This window comes from Pseudomonas sp. F01002, from assembly GCF_004402115.1.
Taxonomy (GTDB): Bacteria; Pseudomonadota; Gammaproteobacteria; order Pseudomonadales; family Pseudomonadaceae; genus Aquipseudomonas; species Aquipseudomonas frigoris.
Genome location: NZ_SOPU01000013.1, coordinates 195,969 through 213,566, shown reverse-complemented (window position 1 = coordinate 213,566; position 17,598 = coordinate 195,969). Strand labels below are relative to the sequence as shown.

The following is a 17,598-nucleotide window of genomic DNA, read 5'->3' as shown; positions in this document are numbered from 1 at the left end:
ATTGCCGGCTTCACGTCACTATCAGCGACCTTGAATGGCCTTCCTTGCACTCGGTATTAACCACAAGACTGCTTCAGTAGACGTCCGCGAGCGCGTGGCCTTTACCCCTGAGCAGCTGGTGGAGGCCTTGCAGCAGCTCTGCCGACTCACCGACAGCCGCGAAGCTGCGATCCTCTCCACCTGCAATCGCAGTGAACTCTATATAGAACAGGATCACCTTTCGGCTGACATCATATTGCGCTGGCTGGCCGATTATCACCATTTGAGCCTCGAAGAGCTGCGCGCGAGTGCTTATGTGCACGAAGATGATGCGGCAGTTCGTCACATGATGCGGGTGGCCTCCGGGCTTGATTCGCTGGTGTTGGGCGAACCGCAGATTCTCGGTCAGATGAAATCGGCCTATGCCGTGGCCCGCGAGGCCGGGACCATCGGTCCGTTGCTCGGGCGGCTGTTCCAGGCCACGTTCAACGCGGCCAAACAGGTGCGCACCGACACTGCCATTGGCGAGAATCCGGTGTCCGTGGCGTTTGCCGCGGTCAGCCTGGCGAAACAGATTTTCAGCGACCTGCAACGTAGCCAGGCCTTGCTGATCGGCGCCGGCGAGACCATCACCCTGGTCGCCCGCCATCTGCACGAACTGGGTGTAAAGCGCATCGTCGTCGCCAACCGCACCCTGGAGCGCGCGAGCATTCTGGCCGAGCAGTTCGGCGCCCACGCGGTGTTGCTTTCGGAAATCCCGGCGGAACTGGTGCGCAGCGACATCGTCATCAGTTCCACCGCCAGCCAGTTGCCGATCCTGGGCAAGGGCGCGGTGGAAAGCGCCTTGAAACTGCGCAAGCACAAGCCGATCTTCATGGTAGACATCGCCGTCCCCCGGGATATCGAGCCGGAAGTCGGCGAACTGGACGACGTTTACCTTTATAGCGTCGACGATCTCCACGAAGTGGTCGCCGAGAACCTCAAGAGTCGCCAGGGCGCAGCCCAGGCGGCGGAAGAGATGGTCTCGATCGGTGCCGAAGATTTCATGGTCCGCCTGCGTGAACTGGCGGCGGTGGATGTGCTCAAGGCCTATCGCCAACAAAGCGAGCGCATGCGCGACGAAGAATTGCAGAAGGCCCAGCGCATGCTGGCCAATGGCAGCAGCGCCGAAGACGTGCTGGTGCAACTGGCGCGGGGGCTGACCAACAAACTCTTGCACGCACCGAGCGTGCAATTGAAAAAGCTCTCTGCCGAAGGCCGCCTCGATGCGCTGGCCATGGCCCAGGAACTCTTTGCCCTGAATGAGGGCTCATCGGATAGCTTTTCGGATAAAAAACCGCAATGAAAGCGTCACTGCTCAATAAGCTGGACATCCTCCAGGACCGTTTCGAGGAATTGACTGCCTTGCTTGGCGACGGCGAAGTCATTTCCGATCAGAACAAATTCCGCACCTATTCCAAGGAATACGCGGAAGTCGAACCGATTGTCGAAACCTATAAACAGTTGCTCAAGGTACAAGGCGATCTCGAGGGCGCTCAGGCGCTGCTCAAGGACAGCGACCCGGACATGCGCGAAATGGCCGTGGAAGAAGTTCGCGAAGCCAAAGAGCAATTGATCGAAATCGAAGCCAGTCTGCAACGCATGCTGCTGCCCAAGGATCCGAACGATGGGCGCAACGTGTTCCTCGAAATCCGCGCCGGCACCGGCGGTGACGAGGCGGCGATTTTCTCTGGCGACCTGTTCCGCATGTATTCGCGTTACGCCGAGCGTCGTGGCTGGCGGGTGGAAATCCTCTCGGAGAACATCGGTGAACACGGCGGCTTTAAAGAAGTCATCGCCCGCGTCGAAGGCGACAATGTCTACGGCAAGCTGAAATTCGAATCCGGTGCCCACCGCGTGCAGCGGGTTCCGGCCACCGAATCCCAGGGCCGCATCCACACCTCGGCCTGCACCGTAGCCGTGTTGCCCGAGCCGGACGAGCAGGAAGCGATCGAGATCAACCCTTCGGATTTGCGCATCGATACCTACAAATCCTCCGGTGCCGGTGGCCAGCACGTTAACAAAACGGACTCGGCGATCCGCATCACGCACTTGCCGTCCGGTATCGTCGTCGAGTGCCAGGAAGAACGTTCCCAGCACAAGAACCGCGCCCGGGCGATGTCCTGGCTGTCGGCCAAGCTCAACGATCAGCAGACCAGCGCCGCCGCGAACGCTATCGCTAGCGAGCGTAAATTGCTGGTCGGTTCGGGCGATCGCTCGGAGCGGATCCGCACGTATAACTTTGCCCAGGGGCGGGTCACCGACCACCGGGTCAACCTGACGCTGTATTCCCTCGACGAAATCCTCGCGGGTGGCGTCGATGCGGTGATCGAGCCGTTGCTGGCCGAATACCAGGCCGACCAATTGGCAGCGATAGGTGAGTAAATGACGATCATTGCCAGTTTTTTACGCGCCGCCGACCTGCCGGATTCGCCCACCGCGCGCCTGGATGCCGAATTGTTGCTGGCCGCTGCGTTGGGCAAGTCCCGCAGTTTTCTGCACACCTGGCCCGAGCGCATCGTTCCGAGCGAAGCGGCGCTTAAATTTGCCGAGTATTTGCAGCGCCGCCGTGGCGGTGAGCCAGTGGCGTACATCCTCGGTCAGCAAGGTTTCTGGAAGCTTGATCTGGAAGTTGCGCCGCATACGCTGATCCCGCGCCCGGACACCGAACTGCTGGTGGAGACCGCGCTGGAACTGCTGCCGGCCACACCTGCCTCGGTACTCGACCTCGGCACCGGCAGCGGCGCCATTGCCCTGGCCCTGGCCAGCGAGCGTCCGGCCTGGAAGGTGACCGCCGTGGATCGCGTGCTCGAAGCCGTGGCCCTGGCCGAGCGCAATCGACAGCGCTTGCACTTGAACAACGCCACCGTGCTGAGCAGTCATTGGTTCAGTGCGCTGGAAGGTCAGCGCTTTCAGCTGATCATCAGCAATCCACCTTACATCGCCTCCGCCGACCCGCATCTGGTGGAAGGCGATGTGCGTTTTGAGCCAGCCAGTGCCTTGGTGGCCGGCATCGATGGGCTCGACGATTTGCGTCTGATCGTCGCCCAGTCGCCGGATTATCTGGAGGCGGGCGGTTGGCTGATGCTTGAACACGGTTACGATCAAGCCACTGCAGTACGCGATTTGCTGCTGACCCGCGGCTTTGAAGAAGTCCACAGCCGCACCGATCTGGGCGGTCACGAACGTATCAGCCTGGGGCGCCTGCCGTGCTGAATGATCAGGAATTGTTGCGCTACAGTCGGCAGATTCTGTTGCAGCACGTCGACATCGACGGTCAGTTGCGACTGAAAGAAAGCCGCGTGTTGATCGTCGGTCTCGGCGGCCTCGGCTCGCCGGTTGCGCTGTATCTGGCAGCCGCCGGCGTCGGTGAGTTGCATCTGGCGGATTTCGACACGGTCGACCTGACCAACCTGCAACGCCAGATCGTTCACGACACTGACAGCGTCGGCCTGAGCAAGGTCGATTCGGCTATTCGCCGACTGACTGCAATCAATCCCGAGATTCAGTTGATCGCCCATCGCACCGCGCTGGACGAAGATTCCCTGGCCGCCGCCGTGACTGCGGTGGATCTGGTGCTGGACTGTTCCGACAATTTCTCCACCCGCGAAGCGGTCAATGCTGCGTGTGTCGCCGCCTGCAAACCGCTGGTCAGTGGCGCTGCGATTCGGCTGGAAGGGCAGTTGTCGGTGTTTGACCCGCGCCGTCCGGAAAGCCCGTGCTATCACTGCTTATATGGTCACGGCAGCGAAGCCGAACTGACCTGCAGCGAAGCCGGCGTCGTAGGGCCATTGGTTGGCCTGGTTGGCAGCCTCCAGGCGCTGGAAGCCATGAAGTTGCTGGTGGGTTTCGGCGAGCCGCTGGTGGGGCGCCTGTTGTTGATCGATGCCTTGGGCTCGCGCTTTCGCGAATTGCGGGTCAAGCGTGATCCGGGCTGCAGCGTCTGTGGTTCGAAGCATGCGTGAAGCGCCGATTGGCGTGTTCGACTCCGGCGTCGGTGGGCTTTCGGTGCTGGCCGAGATCCAGCGTTTGCTGCCCAACGAGTCACTGTTGTACGTCGCCGATTGCGGGAATATTCCCTACGGCGAGAAAACCCCGGAATTCATCCGTCATCGCTGCAGTGTGATGGCCGGTTTTTTTCAGCAACAGGGCGCCAAGGCCTTGGTGCTGGCCTGCAATACGGCGACTGTCGCTGGCGTTGCCGACTTGCGGCGCGATTATCCCGAGTGGCCCATCGTCGGCATGGAGCCGGCGGTCAAACCGGCCGCTGCCGCCACCCGCAGCGGTGTGGTCGGTGTGCTCGCCACCACCGGCACCTTGCAGAGTGCCAAGTTCGCCGCGTTGCTCGACCGATTCGCCACCGATGTGCGAGTCATCACTCAGCCGTGCCCCGGCCTGGTGGAGCTGATCGAAAACGGCGATCTGCACAGCCCAGCCCTGCGCCAGTTGCTGGCCAGGTATGTCGAACCGCTGCTCGGTGCCGGGTGCGACACGATAATTCTCGGCTGCACGCATTACCCCTTCCTAAAGCCGTTGCTAAAGCAGATGATCCCCGATGACATCAGCCTGATTGACACCGGCGCCGCTGTAGCGCGGCAACTTCAGCGACTGTTGGCTGAGCGTGATTTGTTCGCCCAAGGGCCTGCACGTGCTGCGCAGTTCTGGACGAGTGCCGATCCGCAGCATTTCAGAAATATCTTGCCGATACTGTGGAATACCGCTGGCGTTGTGCAAAGCTTCAAGGAGTAAACAAATCTTGGGGCAAGTGAGTCATTGGGGTGCGTCAAGCAACAAAAAAACCACACGAAATCGTTCGGAAAAGGATGTTTCTAATGAAGCGACTATTCTGCTTGGCCGCGATTGCGGCCGCACTGATGGGGCACAGTTTTACCGCACAGGCGGCAGGCGTGGAGTTCGCGGTCGGCGAGACCAGCGACTCGACCCTGACCTATAGACTGGGCATGCAATTCGATTGGGACAAGAGCTGGTTGCAGAGTGATGTCGGTCGCTTGACCGGTTACTGGAGCGGTGCCTACACCTATTGGGAAGGCGACAAGACCTCCAGCAACCACAGCCTGTCGTTCTCGCCAGTGTTTGTTTACGAGTTTGCCGGTCAGAACGTCAAGCCGTACCTGGAGGCCGGGATTGGCGTGGCGTTGTTCTCTCATAGCGAACTTGAAAGCAACAACCTCGGTGGTGCTTTTCAGTTCGAAGACCGATTCGGCTTTGGTCTGCGCTTTGCGGGCGGACATGAAGTCGGGATTCGTGCGACGCACTACTCCAATGCCGGTCTTAACAGTTACAACGACGGCGTAGAAAGCTACTCGCTGCACTACACGATGCCGTTGTAAGCCTCGGTGCTCTAAATGTGGGAGCGAGCCTGCTCGCGAAAGAGGTTTAACATTCAACATTGATGTTGCTTGGTACACCGCTTTCGCGAGCAGGCTCGCTCCCACATTGGATTTTCGGTGACTTCGACTTCACCGATACGCCGTGGTAATCCCTTGGCGCTCATCGATGCATTCTGGTGCGCCCATCTCGAACTCCCGGCAGATCAGCGGGCGTTTTTCGTAGATGGTGCACATCATCGTGTTGCGATCCAGCGCGGCGCACCAGCCGTCATCCAGGCGCAGCATGACTTCCCCACCCCAGTCATCAGTATCGATAAAACGTTCGGGCACGCCTGTGTCGGTGATCAGCATGACTTCGAGCTGACAGCAGCAAGCTGCGCAGGTCGAGCAAGTGACCACCGGTTCGACGATTTGCGTGTGGGGAATGGTTTTCATGGCTCGCAGTGTAAGGCAGTGGGCCGGGGCTGTGTGAAAGGCCTGACGGACGCTCAGCTGTGGGTGTCGGACGCTAGCCGCTGAGACATGAAATGCAGCGTGGGAAACAGCAGCGCCCACAGTAATCCGATGCCGATCAGTGTCGGCGATTGCCCGAAGGGAAATTGCACCCCGGCCAATTGTCCTCCCGCGTAATACGACAGCGGCCCACCGACGGCGCCCAGTAGGCTGCCGAGCCACCAGGGATTGGCGGTCCATTGCAGGCAATGGCGCAAAGTGGTTGCCAGCAACGCCCACAACAGCATCAGCCACGGCGGAATCAGCGGCGCGACATCGTTGAAGTCGAACACCCCAAGCCAGCGCAACGAACTGTCGACCGTCGTTCCCAGCAGCAGCACGCTGAGGATCAGTCGGCCTTCATCGGCCCCGCGACTTATCCACAACAGATGAATCACCAGCACCGCCAACGCCACCAGCAACCACAGACCACTGCCTCCGATCACGCAGGCAAACCAGCCGATCTGAAATAGCGCGGCATTTGCCAATCGTTCAAGCATCGAATCGGCCGAGCAGCGGCGCCGGCATTGCGGCGGGTTTGGCCAGTAGCAATTGCGCCGTGCCGATGGTGCGTTCCAGGAAACCACCTTCGCAGTAGCACAGATAAAATTCCCACAGCCGCAGGAAATAGTCGTCGTAGCCCATTTCGCTCAAGCGACCGTGGGCGCGGCGAAAATTCTCATGCCACAGGCGCAAGGTTTGGGCGTAGTGCAGGCCGAAATCCTCCATGTGCAGCAGGTTCATGTCGGTGTCACGGCTGACAATCTCCAGCATTTTCTGCACGCAGGGCAGGGCGCCGCCGGGGAAGATGTAACGCTGGATGAAATCGACATTGCTCTTGGCTTGTTCGTAGCGCTGCTCGCGGATGGTGATCGCTTGCAACAGCATCAAACCGTTGCTCTTGAGCAGATGCGCGCATTGCTTGAAGTAGGTCGGCAGGAAGCGATGACCAACCGCCTCGATCATCTCGATCGACACCAGTTTGTCGTACTGCCCGCTCAGGTCGCGATAATCGGACAGCAGCAGTGTGACCTGGTCCTGCAAACCCAGGGCTTCGATCCGTTGCGCGGTGTAGGCGTACTGCTTTTTCGACAGCGTGGTGGTGGTGACTTTGCAGCCGTAATTCTGGGCGGCGTAAAGCGCCATGCTGCCCCAGCCAGTGCCGATTTCCAGCAGGTGATCGCTGGGTTGCAGCGCGAGTTTCTGGCAGATACGTTCGAGCTTGTTCAGTTGCGCCTGTTCCAGGGTGTCTTCAGGGGTGAGGAACTGCGCGGCGGAATACATCATGGTCGGGTCGAGAAACTGCTCGAACAAGTCATTGCCGAGGTCGTAATGTGCAGCGATGTTTTTCTGCGAGCCCTTGCGCGTGTTGCGATTGAGCCAGTGCAGGCTCTGCACGAACGGGCGGCTCAGTTTTGCCAGTCCACCTTCCAGCGCATCCAGCACGTCAAGGTTGCTGACGAAGACACGCACCACTGCCGTCAAATCCGGCGAACTCCAGTAGCCGTGGATAAACGCTTCGCCCGCGCCAATCGAGCCGTTACTCGCCACCAGTCCCCAGACCGCGGCGTCGAGGATATGGATTTCGCCCACGGGATGGCTGCCGGCGGTACCGAAGACGTGCCGTTCGCCGTCTTCGAAGACCACCAGTTGCCCGTGTTTGAGCTGCGCCATCTGCCGCAACACACCACGGCGCAGCAACGATCCGGTCAGGCTGTTGGTACTTAACAGGCTGGTTTTGGCCGAGACACTAGAGGATTTCATGGCGGCGATCCTTGGGGGGAACAATGGTGGTCTGAAATCTGCCATCGGCAGCCGGATGAGCAAATATCGGTGTGCGTTTCAGTAGCAAGCGCACGGCCTGCCAATAAATCGCCAGACAGGTTTTCGCGGTCATCCACGGAAAGCGCCGCAAGTAACGGTGCAGGCTGCCGCGGGTGAGGGCTTCGCGGTGCAGGTTGAGCGTGGCGTCGAACAGTTTCAGTTCGCCTTGCCAGTCCGCCATGTGCACGCCGAGTTTTTGCGCGGCGGGGCTGAAGCTCATGCGGTATTCAATATCGCGCGGTAGAAACGGCGACACATGAAACGCCTTGGCCACGGCGAAATGCTGGTGGAAGTCCTGCACGTTCGTCGGTGCCTTGGCCGGCAACACGTAGTGGTAACGCTCGCGCCACGGCGTATTGGTGACTTCGCAGAGAATCGCCGCCAGTTGGCCGTCGGCCTCATGGCAGTAGAAAAAACTCACCGGGTTGAACGACAGGCCCCAACTGCGGGCCTGGGTCAGGAGGCAGATCGAGCCGTGTGGCACATGGCCGATTACCTCGGCGACTTGCTGGCGTACCGCGTCGATCAAACGCATGCCACTGCCAGTGAAGGCTTTCAAGTAATCGGTTTCGCGAAACGAAAACGGCGCGAAACGGCTGGTGCCCGACAGCGGCGACAAGCCAAGCACCGCGTCCTGTTCATCGAGGTCCAGGTACAGCAGACCGATCCGGTAACGGAAAACATGGCGCCGCGGGGCAAACCGCCGATGGGCGATCCAGCCGCTATAAAGGGCGCTGTTCACAACACTTCTCCCAGCGAGCGAGCAACCCGCAGCGCACTGACCACACCGTCTTCATGGAAACCACTGGCCCAATAAGCGCCGCAAAACCAGGTGTGGTGCGCGCCGTCCAATTCATCCCAACGCGCTTGCGCGGCGACGGCAGCCAGGCTGTATTGCGGATGGGCGTAGGTGAATTTGGCCAGCACTTTGTTCGGGGTGATGCCTGCGCTCTGATTGAGGCTGACGCAAAACGTGGTGTCGCTCTGGATGCCTTGCAGAATGTTCATGTCGTAAGTGACGGCGGCCAGCGTGTGACCGGGACCACTGAGGCGATAATTCCAGCTTGCCCAGGCAAGTTTTCGCACCGGCAGCAAGCGCGTGTCGGTGTGCAACACCACCTCGTTGTCGGCGTAGGGCAGGGCACCGAGGATCGACTGTTCGGCGCTGCTCGGTTTGGCCAGCAGTTTGAGGGCCTGATCGCTGTGGCAGGCGAACACCACTTTGTCGAAACGCTCGCTGCCGGCGGCACTGTGGATAACGACGCCGTCTTCATCGCGTTCAACGCGGGTCACCGGGCAATTGAGGCGGATCTTGCCTTTAAAAGACGCGGTCAGAGGTGCGACATAAGCGCTTGAGCCACCCTCGATCACACTCCATTGCGGACGATTGCTGACGGACAGCAAGCCGTGATTCTTGAAAAACCGGATGAAGAACTGCAACGGGAAACCGAGCATGTCGGCCATGGACATGGACCAGATCGCCGCGCCCATCGGCACGATGTAATGCAGGATAAAGCGCTCGCCGTAACCGCCGGCCTTCAGGTATTGATCGAGGGTGGTGTCGGCGGCGATCCGTTGTTCTTCGAGGTCGCGCTGGGCTTCTTTGTTGAAGCGCAGGATGTCCCGCAACATGCCCCAGAACCCTGGCGACATCAGGTTGCGACGTTGGGCGAACAAGCTGTTGAGGTTGTTGCCGTTGTACTCAAGGCCCGAGTCCGGGTCGGTGACCGAGAAACTCATCTCGGTGGGTTTGAAGCCCACGCCGAGCTGGCCCAGCAGGCGAATGAAATTCGGGTAGGTCCAGTCGTTGAACACAATAAAACCAGTGTCCACTGCATAGCGCTGGCCATCGACAGTCACGTCCACCGTGTGGGTGTGACCGCCGACCCAGTCGCTGGCCTCGAACAGAGTGATCTCGTGCCTGCGATTGAGCAGGTAGGCGCTGGTCAGCCCCGAGATCCCGCTGCCGATGATGGCGATGTTCAAGGGACATCCTTGATCGGCGGACTGCTGCGCACCATGCGCTTGCCGATGGCCAGTTTCACGCCGTTGGGCATTTTTGACAGCGGCCAGAGCGCGGCCATGAACAGTCCGGGAAACGCGATCTCCAGTGGGCGTTTTTTGAGTTTGGCGAAGATGTGCTGCGCAGCTTTATCCACAGGCCAACTGAGCGGCATCGGGAAATCGTTCTTCGCCGTCAACGGTGTTTCGACAAACCCCGGGCTGACCACGGTGACTTCAATGCCTTCCGGCGCCAGATCAATGCGCAACGATTCGAACAAGTAGCGCAGCCCGGCCTTTGACGCGCCATAAGCTTCGGCGCGGGGTAGCGGCAAATACGTCACCGAACTGGCGACGCCCACCAAGTGCGGCGCGGTACCCTTGCGCAGCAGCGGTAAGGCCACCTCGATGCAGTACGCGCTGGCGAGCAAATTGGTGCGCACCACATGCTCGACAATCGACGAATCGAATTGCTGAACGTCGACGTATTCGCAGGTGCCTGCGTTGAGAATCACCGTGTCCAGGGATCCCCAGTCTTCGGCAATTTTCGCGCCGATTTCGCGGACTGTCTGGCTGTTGGTCAAGTCACCGGGCACCACCAGCACTTGCCCCGGATAACGCAGGGACAAGACTTTCAGCACTGCCGCCGAGCGTGAACTGACGGCGACGTGGGCGCCGGTTTTCAGTATTTCTTCGGCCAGCGAGGCGCCAATGCCGCTGCTGGCGCCGGTTAACCAGTATCGCCGTGGTGGTGTAAAACTCATCCCATTCTCCTTTTCAGCCAGGCAATCGCCCGACCCAGTACGGGTACATGTTCGTAAAGCAGCGCCCCGGCATCGAAGTAATCCCGATGGCGATAAACCTTATCGCGCCAAAGCAGGTGCGAGCAGCCATCGACCCGAATCAACTGACCGCCCGCCAGACGCGGATGGCGATAACTCATGACCCAGCGCAAATAGCCCTCGCCTTCGCTGATCTGGTCTAAGCCATGAAAGTCGAAGTGCAGATCGCTGACGTTGGCGTAGAGCTCGGCGAAGTAGCTGCGCATTTGCACCAGGCCCTGAACTTCGTGCAGAGGATCGGTGAAGTGCACGTCGTGGGTGTAGAGCTGATCTAGGCGTAGCAGGTTGTCCTTGTCCAAGGCTGCAAACTGTTGGGCAAAACGGCGCAGGAAATCACTCATCGTGTCCTCCGGCCTGTTGTCTTGATGGCAGGTTCTTGAACGCGGCCAGCGCCCGTTGGCGCGAGGTGCTTAGGTTGACGATTGGCGACGGATAATCTGCCACGCCGAACAACCCACCAAGGTTGGCCGGGTTGTGCACGTCCTTTTTGTTCAGCCCGGCCAGTTCCGGCAGCCAGTGCTTGATGAACACGCCTTCGCTGTCGAATTTTTCCGACTGGCTCAACGGATTGAAAATCCGGAAGTAGGGCGCCGAGTCGGTGCCAGTAGACGAGCTCCACTGCCAGCCACCGTTGTTCGCCGCGAGGTCGCCGTCGATCAGGTGCCGCATGAAAAAGCGCTCGCCTTCACGCCAGTCAATCAGCAGGTTTTTGGTCAGGAACATCGCCACGACCATGCGCAGTCGGTTGTGCATCCAACCGGTTTCGAGCAATTGGCGCATGGCCGCGTCGATGATCGGCAGGCCGGTGCGGGCTTCTTGCCACGCCAGCAGTTCTTCCGGGGCGTCGCGCCAGGCCAGGGCTTCGGTTTCCGGGCGGAAAGCACGGTGACGCGAGACCCGTGGGTAGCCCACCAGAATGTGTTTGTAGAACTCGCGCCACAGCAGTTCGTTGATCCAGGTCACCGCGCCGACCTTGCCGCTTTCGAACTCCCCTTGATTGCTTTGCAGGGCAGCGTGCAGGCATTGGCGAGGGGAAATCACCCCGGCGGCAAGATAAGCCGAGAGCTGACTGGTGCCCGGTTTGGCCGGGAAGTCTCGCTCGTTTTTGTAATAGTCAATCTGGGCGTCGGCGAAGGTGTCGAGACGGCGCCGGGCTTCGGCTTCACCGGCAGGCCAGAGTGTGCGCAGGCTGAGGATCGGCGTTTTGAAACCTTCAACGCTTGATGGGATTTTGTCGCTGCCGATAGCAAGTGGCACCTGAACCGCGGGTGCGACGACCAGCCCTGGTAACGACGCGCGCAGACGGTCGTAGCAGGCTTTGCGGAACTGGCTGAAGACTTGAAAGTAAGTGCCGGTCTTGGTTAGCACGCTGCCCGGTTTGAACAGCAGTTGATCGAGGTAGCTATAGAAGTCGATGCCATGGGCCTTGAGCGATTCGCCCACGGCGTCATCACGACGGCTTTCATGAATGCCGTATTCCTCGTTGACGTGCACCGCGTCGATCTTCAATTGCTGACACAGTTCAAGCAGCACCTTCGGCGCTTCATCCCAGCGTGATGACGTGCGGATCAGCAAAGGAATATTCAGTTCGCCCAGCGTACGGCTCAACTCGCCAAGATTGCGCAACCAGAAATCCACTTTGCACGGCGCATCGTCATGCTCCAGCCATTGGTCCGGGCTCAGCAGGTACACCGCTACCGTCGGACCGCGAGCAGCGGCCGCCGAAAGGGCGGTGTTGTCATGTAGGCGCAAGTCGCTGCGCAACCAGATCAATTGCATGGTGGTGTCCGTACGTTTCATTAAATCAGTCCACGCTGAATCAGGTCCTGATGGACGATTAGCGGGTCTTCGGCCAAGAACAAATCAGCGATCTCAGTAGTTTTTACGGACAACTCGGCGTGGTGGATGCATACCGTTGGTCCGGCAATCATTTTTGGGCAACTGACACCATTCAAAAGTTTCGGCAACTGCGAAAGGTTCATGGCTTTGCTGGAATACAGCAGTACGCCGCGGGCTTGCAGGTGATCGACCGCCAGCGCGAGTTCGCCGGCGGGGAGTGGCCAATCGAACACTTCCACCGGGCAATCGGCGCTGCTGATCAACCAGGCGGTCAGCCACAGGTGAGGTTCCAGTGGCAGGTCCGAGTGATTGATCAACAACAGTGGCGCGGTGCGTAACTGACGGTTGTTATGGTAGATGCGTGCGCCAAATTTGCTGCGTAACCAGGAGTAAAAAAACACCCGCTCCATCTGCGCGCCGAACTGTCCTTGCCAGCGTTGTTCCAGTTCAGCCAGCAGCGGCATCAGCAGTTGTGCGCACAAGGTCCGTGGTGGATACAGCGCCATGGCCTGATTGACGGTGTCGTCGAGAGTGCGCTCGTTCAGTTGAGTGACCGCCTGCAGCAGCGTATGGCGCAGCACTTGCCAATCGTTTTCGACGGATTCGGTAAAGGCCTGGGGGGTGTCGAGTAGTTGCTTGACCTGGCTGACGGCCACGCCGCGGTTGAGCCAGGTGAGGATCGTCAGGATGCGTTGAACGTGTTCGGCAGAAAACAGCCGATGCCCCTTGGGCGTGCGTTGCGGCACGATCAGGCCATAACGCCGTTCCCAGGCCCGCAGGGTGACGGCGTTGACGCCGGTCTGCCGCGCGACCTCACGGATCGGCAGCCAGCCTTCGTCGAGGGCTTTCTTGAAGTCGGCGCCGAGGTCTTCGCTGGCGCTGGTGTCGAGTGGGCTTTTCATTGGATTGTCATTAGATCGCGTTTCGCAGACTGAGATTTTCCGGATGCGGTTGCAGGTAAACCTGTTGCGCAATGTACGGGTCCGGATGTTGGCGAAAGTAGTGTTTGAGCAGCGTCAACGGCACCACTAACGGCACGATGCCGTGGCGGTATTGCCCGATGACGTGCTGCACTTCCTGTTTGTCTTCAGGGCTGATCGTCTGTTTGAGATAGCCACTGATGTGTTGCAGGACGTTGGTGTGACTGCGGCGTGTGGCGCATTTTTTCAAGGCCGTCATCAGCTCGCTGAAATAGCGTGGGCCGAGTTCGTTCGGGTCGGTCTGGCCCATGTTGCCCAGCAGGGTGCCCAGGGTTTTGTATTGCACCGGGTTGTGGGCCATCAACAGGTATTTGTAGCGCGAGTGAAAGTCCGTGAGGCCACGGCGAGTCAGGCCTTCACGCAACAACTGCTGCCAGGCGCTGTAGGCGAACACGCGGGTGAGGAAGTTTTCTCGCAGCACCGGGTCGTTGAGCCGGCCGTCTTCTTCCACGGGTAAATCCGGATGCAGCGCGCAGAACGTCTTGGCGTAGATGCCACGGCCACCTCCGTCCACCGGCGCGCCGTTGGCGTGGTAGACCTTGACCCGATCCAGGCCGCATGACGGGGATTTCTGCATGAAGATATAGCCGCAGAGGTCGACCAGTTCTGCGGCCATTTTCTGACCGTATTCGGCCAGTGGCCGGGTGACATTGAGTGTTGTGTTAACGGTGCCGACGGCTTCGGGATGTTGTGGATCACCCACCAGACGGATCGGTTCACGGGGAATGCCGAGGCCAATGGCGACTTCGGGGCAAACCGGGACAAAATCGAAATAGTCAGTGAGGGTGCGACTGCACAGCCGCGATTCCTTGTGCCCGCCGTTAAAACGCACTTCTGCGCCCATCAGGCAGGCGCTGATGGCGATCTTCGGTTTCACGGTGATGTGGGGCATCGGAGCACCTCGAATCTAAACCTGTACAGACTATTGGGTCTGTACAACATAACTTCATCATAGATTCAAAGGTGTACAAGTCAAACTATTTGTATAGGTTTTACCGTCGGCCTCCTACCGGATTGATGCGGTTCACTGCAGATGCGCATGCAAGCGGCGGGCGGCCTCCTGGCCGCTGAGCCAGGCGCCTTCGACACGACCGGACAAGCACCAGTCGCCACACACATAGAGGCCCAGATCGGCATCGGCCAGTGCTCCCCATTCATGGCTGCTGGCGGGCCGGGCGTAAAGCCAGCGGTGGGCGAGGCTGAAGGTCGGGGCGGGCATGGCGTCGTGCAGCAGCTCGGCAAATGCGCCGTGCAATTGCTCGATCACCGCTTCCTTGGACAGGTCGATATGTTGCCGGCTCCAGGCACTGGTCGCATGCAGCACCCACGTGTCGAGGGTGTTGTCGCGTCCGGGCTTGCTGCGGTTGCGGGCCAGCCAGTCGAGCGGGCTGTCCTGTACGAAGCAGCCTTCCATGGGCGTATCCAGCGGAGTCTCGAACGCCAGCGCGACAGCCCAGGTCGGGTCCATTTTCACCCCGGCGGCGGCGCCGGCGAGTTTCGGCGCGGAGGCCAGCAGTGCAGTCGCCTGAGGCGCCGGCGTGGCAATAATCACATGACTGAACGGGCCGTGGGTGAAGCCTTCGGCGTCCTGCAGATGCCAGTGTTCTTCGCCGCGATAGACCTCGGTAATACGGCAGGCGAAATGCACTTCCAGGTCGCCGAGCAGGCCACGGGTGATGGCGCTCATGCGCGGCGTGCCGACCCAGCGCGTCTGTTCGTCCGGCGACAGGTTGAGCTGGCCACCGTGATAGGTGTAGAGCTGCGGCATCCACTCGGCGACCCAGCCGTTGCCTTGCCAGCGCTGGACTTCAGTGACGAAGCGGCGATCGCGGGCAGTGAAATATTGCGCGCCCATGTCCAGAGCCCCCGCATCGCTGCGCTTGCTTGACATGCGTCCGCCACTGCCGCGGCTTTTATCGAAAAGTTGAACGACATGCCCGACCTCTGTCAGGGCCTGGGCGGCGGAGAGCCCGGCGATGCCGGTGCCGATGATTGCGATAGATACAGTCATAGGGGCCTCGTTTACCTTTCTGTACAGACTACGCCGTGGTTGAAACCTGTACAATATTGTTTTTTGGTATAACTTTTAGCGTTCTCGTTCTGACAGCTTGGCCTATTGTTAATCACAGAGCCTGCCCGATAACAAAGATCCCTGCTTATAAAAATAGACTAGTGATCAGGGTTAAACGCCACGCGAGGAAGTAGTCATGCACATATTGCTGACCGGCGGTACTGGTTTGATAGGACGTCAGCTCTGCGGACTCTGGTTGAGTCAGGGGCATCGCCTGACAGTCTGGAGTCGCAAGCCTGAAAAAGTTGCGAAAATCTGCGGTGCCCAAGTGCGCGGAGTGGCCCGCCTCGAGGACATAGGCCAGGAGCCGGTGGATGCGATTATCAATCTGGCAGGCGCACCGATTGCCGATCGGCCTTGGACAACCAGACGCAAAGCGCTGTTGTGGAGTAGCCGCATCACCCTGACCGAAACCCTGCTGGCCTGGCTCGAAACCTGTGAACAAAAACCGCAGGTGTTGATTTCGGGGTCTGCGGTCGGTTGGTACGGTGACGGGGGCGAGCGGGAATTGACCGAGAAATCTCCACCGGTCATCGATGATTTTGCCAGCCAGTTGTGCATCGCCTGGGAAGAAACCGCCCAGCGTGCCGAAAGCTTGGGCCTTCGCGTGATCTTCATTCGCACCGGGCTGGTGTTGTCGGCCGAGGGCGGCTTTTTGTCGCGGCTGTTGCTACCGTTCAAAGTGGGGCTGGGCGGGCCTATCGGCAATGGCCGGCAGTGGATGCCGTGGATCCATATCAACGATCAAATCGCCCTGATTGATTTTCTTCTGCATCAGGAAGACACCAGTGGTCCTTATAATGCCTGCGCGCCCAAACCGGTGCGCAACCGCGAGTTTGCCAAGACATTGGGTAGCGTGCTGCACCGCCCGACGTTCATGCCCATGCCGGCCTTGGCGTTAAAGGTGTGTCTGGGCGAGTTGTCATTGTTATTACTGGGCGGCCAGAAGGCCGTACCGGCTCGCTTGCTGGACGCGGGTTTCACTTTCCAGTTCACTGATTTGCGCGCGGCTCTGGACGACCTTTCCAGCCGCCTTTGAAATAGGACGTTGCATGACCGATCACGCATTGCTTCTGGTCAATCTGGGCTCACCAGCCTCCACCTCGGTGGCGGATGTGCGCAGTTACCTCAATCAATTTCTGATGGACCCGTATGTGATCGACCTGCCATGGCCGGTGCGACGTTTGCTGGTGTCGCTGATCCTGTTCAAGCGCCCGGAGCAGTCTGCCCACGCCTACGACTCGATCTGGTGGGAAGAGGGCTCGCCGTTGGTGGTGCTCAGCCGTCGCCTGCAACGGGCCATGACTGCCCAGTGGACCCACGGTCCGGTGGAACTGGCGATGCGTTACGGTGAGCCGTCGATGGAGTCGGTGCTGGTGCGCATGGCAGGGCAGGGGGTCAAACGTATTACGTTGGCGCCTCTGTACCCGCAGTTCGCTGACAGCACCGTGACCACGGTGATCGAAGAAGCCAAACGGGTCGTGCGGGAGAAGAATCTTGACCTGCAGTTTTCGATTCTCCAGCCGTTTTACGATCAGCCGGAATACCTCGATGCGCTGGTGGCCAGCGCCAAGCCGCATCTGGCGCAGGAGCACGATCACCTGTTGCTAAGCTTTCACGGATTGCCAGAGCGGCACCTGACCAAGATCGACCCTACCGGTCACCATTGCTTCAAAAGCGATAATTGCTGCCTGAACGCTTCGCCAGAAGTATTGGTGACCTGCTACCGCGCCCAATGCCTGCGCACGGCGTCCGAGTTTGCCAAGCGGCTGGGGCTGCCGGACGGCAAGTGGTCGGTGTCGTTCCAGTCGCGTCTGGGTCGAGCGAAATGGATCGAACCCTACACCGAAGCGCGCCTCGATGAGTTGGCTGGAATGGGCGTGAAGAAGGTACTGGTGATGTGCCCGGCGTTCGTTGCCGATTGCATCGAGACCCTGGAAGAGATCGGTGATCGCGGGCGGGAGCAGTTCCGCGAGGCGGGGGGAGAGGAGTTGGTGCTGGTGCCGTGTCTTAACGACGATCCGCAGTGGGCGCGGGCGTTGAGCACCTTGTGTGAAAGAGCCCCGTTGGCCCTTTAAAAGCATCGTCGGATCGTCGGATCGCCGCCCGGAGCCAGCTCGCTCCCACATTTGATCTTTGTGCTCACTGAAGATCCAGTGTGGGAGCGAGCTTGCTCGCGA

General features: G+C 59.7%; 19 protein-coding genes. 8 read left to right on the top strand and 11 right to left on the bottom strand.

Annotation, left to right across the window (positions count from 1 at the left end):
- Window positions 1–34 precede the first annotated feature (34 nt).
- The 6 genes from hemA to E3W21_RS08085 all read left to right on the top strand — a co-directional run bounded on the left by hemA (window position 35) and on the right by E3W21_RS08085 (window position 5,369).
- Complete coding sequence (gene hemA / locus E3W21_RS08110; protein ID WP_134419015.1) at window positions 35–1,324, top strand: glutamyl-tRNA reductase; 1,290 nt, start codon at window positions 35–37, stop codon at window positions 1,322–1,324.
- The gene (gene prfA, locus E3W21_RS08105) at window positions 1,321–2,403 is read left to right on the top strand and encodes a peptide chain release factor 1 (RefSeq protein ID WP_129441269.1); all 1,083 of its coding nucleotides are present in this window, start codon (window positions 1,321–1,323) and stop codon (window positions 2,401–2,403) included. The genes hemA and prfA overlap by 4 nt, the downstream gene beginning before the upstream one ends.
- Window positions 2,404–3,234, top strand: a complete 831-nt coding sequence (gene prmC / locus E3W21_RS08100) for a peptide chain release factor N(5)-glutamine methyltransferase (protein ID WP_134419014.1) — start codon at window positions 2,404–2,406, stop codon at window positions 3,232–3,234.
- Complete coding sequence (locus tag E3W21_RS08095) at window positions 3,228–3,983, top strand: molybdopterin-synthase adenylyltransferase MoeB (RefSeq protein ID WP_134419012.1); 756 nt, start codon at window positions 3,228–3,230, stop codon at window positions 3,981–3,983. The genes prmC and E3W21_RS08095 overlap by 7 nt, the downstream gene beginning before the upstream one ends.
- A complete protein-coding gene (murI, locus tag E3W21_RS08090) occupies window positions 3,976–4,767 on the top strand; it encodes a glutamate racemase (RefSeq protein ID WP_129441275.1) in 792 nt (263 codons plus the stop codon). The genes E3W21_RS08095 and murI overlap by 8 nt, the downstream gene beginning before the upstream one ends.
- Before the next feature lie 83 nt (window positions 4,768–4,850).
- Window positions 4,851–5,369: an acyloxyacyl hydrolase gene (locus E3W21_RS08085; RefSeq protein ID WP_134419010.1), complete on the top strand. Its 519-nt coding sequence runs from the start codon at window positions 4,851–4,853 to the stop codon at window positions 5,367–5,369.
- 129 nt (window positions 5,370–5,498) lie between these two features.
- On the opposite strand, the gene E3W21_RS08080 is transcribed toward E3W21_RS08085, so the two are convergent.
- From E3W21_RS08080 to E3W21_RS08030, 11 genes are all read right to left on the bottom strand, one after another.
- Window positions 5,499–5,804: a YkgJ family cysteine cluster protein gene (locus E3W21_RS08080; RefSeq protein WP_129441279.1), complete on the bottom strand. Its 306-nt coding sequence runs from the start codon at window positions 5,802–5,804 to the stop codon at window positions 5,499–5,501.
- Between the two features lie 53 nt (window positions 5,805–5,857).
- Window positions 5,858–6,361: a DUF2878 domain-containing protein gene (locus E3W21_RS08075; protein ID WP_134419009.1), complete on the bottom strand. Its 504-nt coding sequence runs from the start codon at window positions 6,359–6,361 to the stop codon at window positions 5,858–5,860.
- Complete coding sequence (locus tag E3W21_RS08070; protein WP_129441282.1) at window positions 6,354–7,625, bottom strand: cyclopropane-fatty-acyl-phospholipid synthase family protein; 1,272 nt, start codon at window positions 7,623–7,625, stop codon at window positions 6,354–6,356. The genes E3W21_RS08075 and E3W21_RS08070 overlap by 8 nt, the downstream gene beginning before the upstream one ends.
- The gene (locus E3W21_RS08065; protein WP_134419008.1) at window positions 7,612–8,427 is read right to left on the bottom strand and encodes a DUF1365 domain-containing protein; all 816 of its coding nucleotides are present in this window, start codon (window positions 8,425–8,427) and stop codon (window positions 7,612–7,614) included. The genes E3W21_RS08070 and E3W21_RS08065 overlap by 14 nt, the downstream gene beginning before the upstream one ends.
- Complete coding sequence (locus E3W21_RS08060) at window positions 8,424–9,671, bottom strand: NAD(P)/FAD-dependent oxidoreductase (protein WP_134419006.1); 1,248 nt, start codon at window positions 9,669–9,671, stop codon at window positions 8,424–8,426. Before E3W21_RS08060 ends, E3W21_RS08065 begins: the two co-directional genes overlap by 4 nt.
- Window positions 9,668–10,450 (bottom strand): SDR family oxidoreductase, encoded by a 783-nt coding sequence (locus tag E3W21_RS08055; RefSeq protein WP_134419004.1) that lies wholly within the window; start codon window positions 10,448–10,450, stop codon window positions 9,668–9,670. The genes E3W21_RS08060 and E3W21_RS08055 overlap by 4 nt, the downstream gene beginning before the upstream one ends.
- Window positions 10,447–10,869, bottom strand: coding sequence for a nuclear transport factor 2 family protein (locus E3W21_RS08050; RefSeq protein ID WP_129441288.1), 423 nt, complete (start codon window positions 10,867–10,869; stop codon window positions 10,447–10,449). Before E3W21_RS08050 ends, E3W21_RS08055 begins: the two co-directional genes overlap by 4 nt.
- The gene (phrB, locus tag E3W21_RS08045) at window positions 10,862–12,307 is read right to left on the bottom strand and encodes a deoxyribodipyrimidine photo-lyase (RefSeq protein ID WP_129445117.1); all 1,446 of its coding nucleotides are present in this window, start codon (window positions 12,305–12,307) and stop codon (window positions 10,862–10,864) included. Before phrB ends, E3W21_RS08050 begins: the two co-directional genes overlap by 8 nt.
- A gap of 20 nt (window positions 12,308–12,327) precedes the next feature.
- Entirely contained in the window at window positions 12,328–13,269 is a 942-nt protein-coding gene (locus E3W21_RS08040) for a MerR family transcriptional regulator (RefSeq protein ID WP_134419002.1), read from the bottom strand.
- A gap of 10 nt (window positions 13,270–13,279) precedes the next feature.
- Window positions 13,280–14,239 (bottom strand): DUF523 and DUF1722 domain-containing protein, encoded by a 960-nt coding sequence (locus E3W21_RS08035; RefSeq protein ID WP_134419001.1) that lies wholly within the window; start codon window positions 14,237–14,239, stop codon window positions 13,280–13,282.
- Window positions 14,240–14,371: 132 nt separating this feature from the next.
- A complete protein-coding gene (locus tag E3W21_RS08030; RefSeq protein ID WP_134418999.1) occupies window positions 14,372–15,358 on the bottom strand; it encodes an NAD(P)/FAD-dependent oxidoreductase in 987 nt (328 codons plus the stop codon).
- 196 nt (window positions 15,359–15,554) lie between these two features.
- Here E3W21_RS08030 and E3W21_RS08025 point away from each other — a divergent pair, with 196 nt between their 5' ends.
- Both E3W21_RS08025 and hemH read left to right on the top strand, forming a co-directional pair.
- The gene (locus E3W21_RS08025) at window positions 15,555–16,457 is read left to right on the top strand and encodes a TIGR01777 family oxidoreductase (RefSeq protein ID WP_134418998.1); all 903 of its coding nucleotides are present in this window, start codon (window positions 15,555–15,557) and stop codon (window positions 16,455–16,457) included.
- 13 nt (window positions 16,458–16,470) lie between these two features.
- Window positions 16,471–17,496, top strand: a complete 1,026-nt coding sequence (gene hemH, locus E3W21_RS08020; RefSeq protein ID WP_134418996.1) for a ferrochelatase — start codon at window positions 16,471–16,473, stop codon at window positions 17,494–17,496.
- Window positions 17,497–17,598 lie beyond the last annotated feature (102 nt).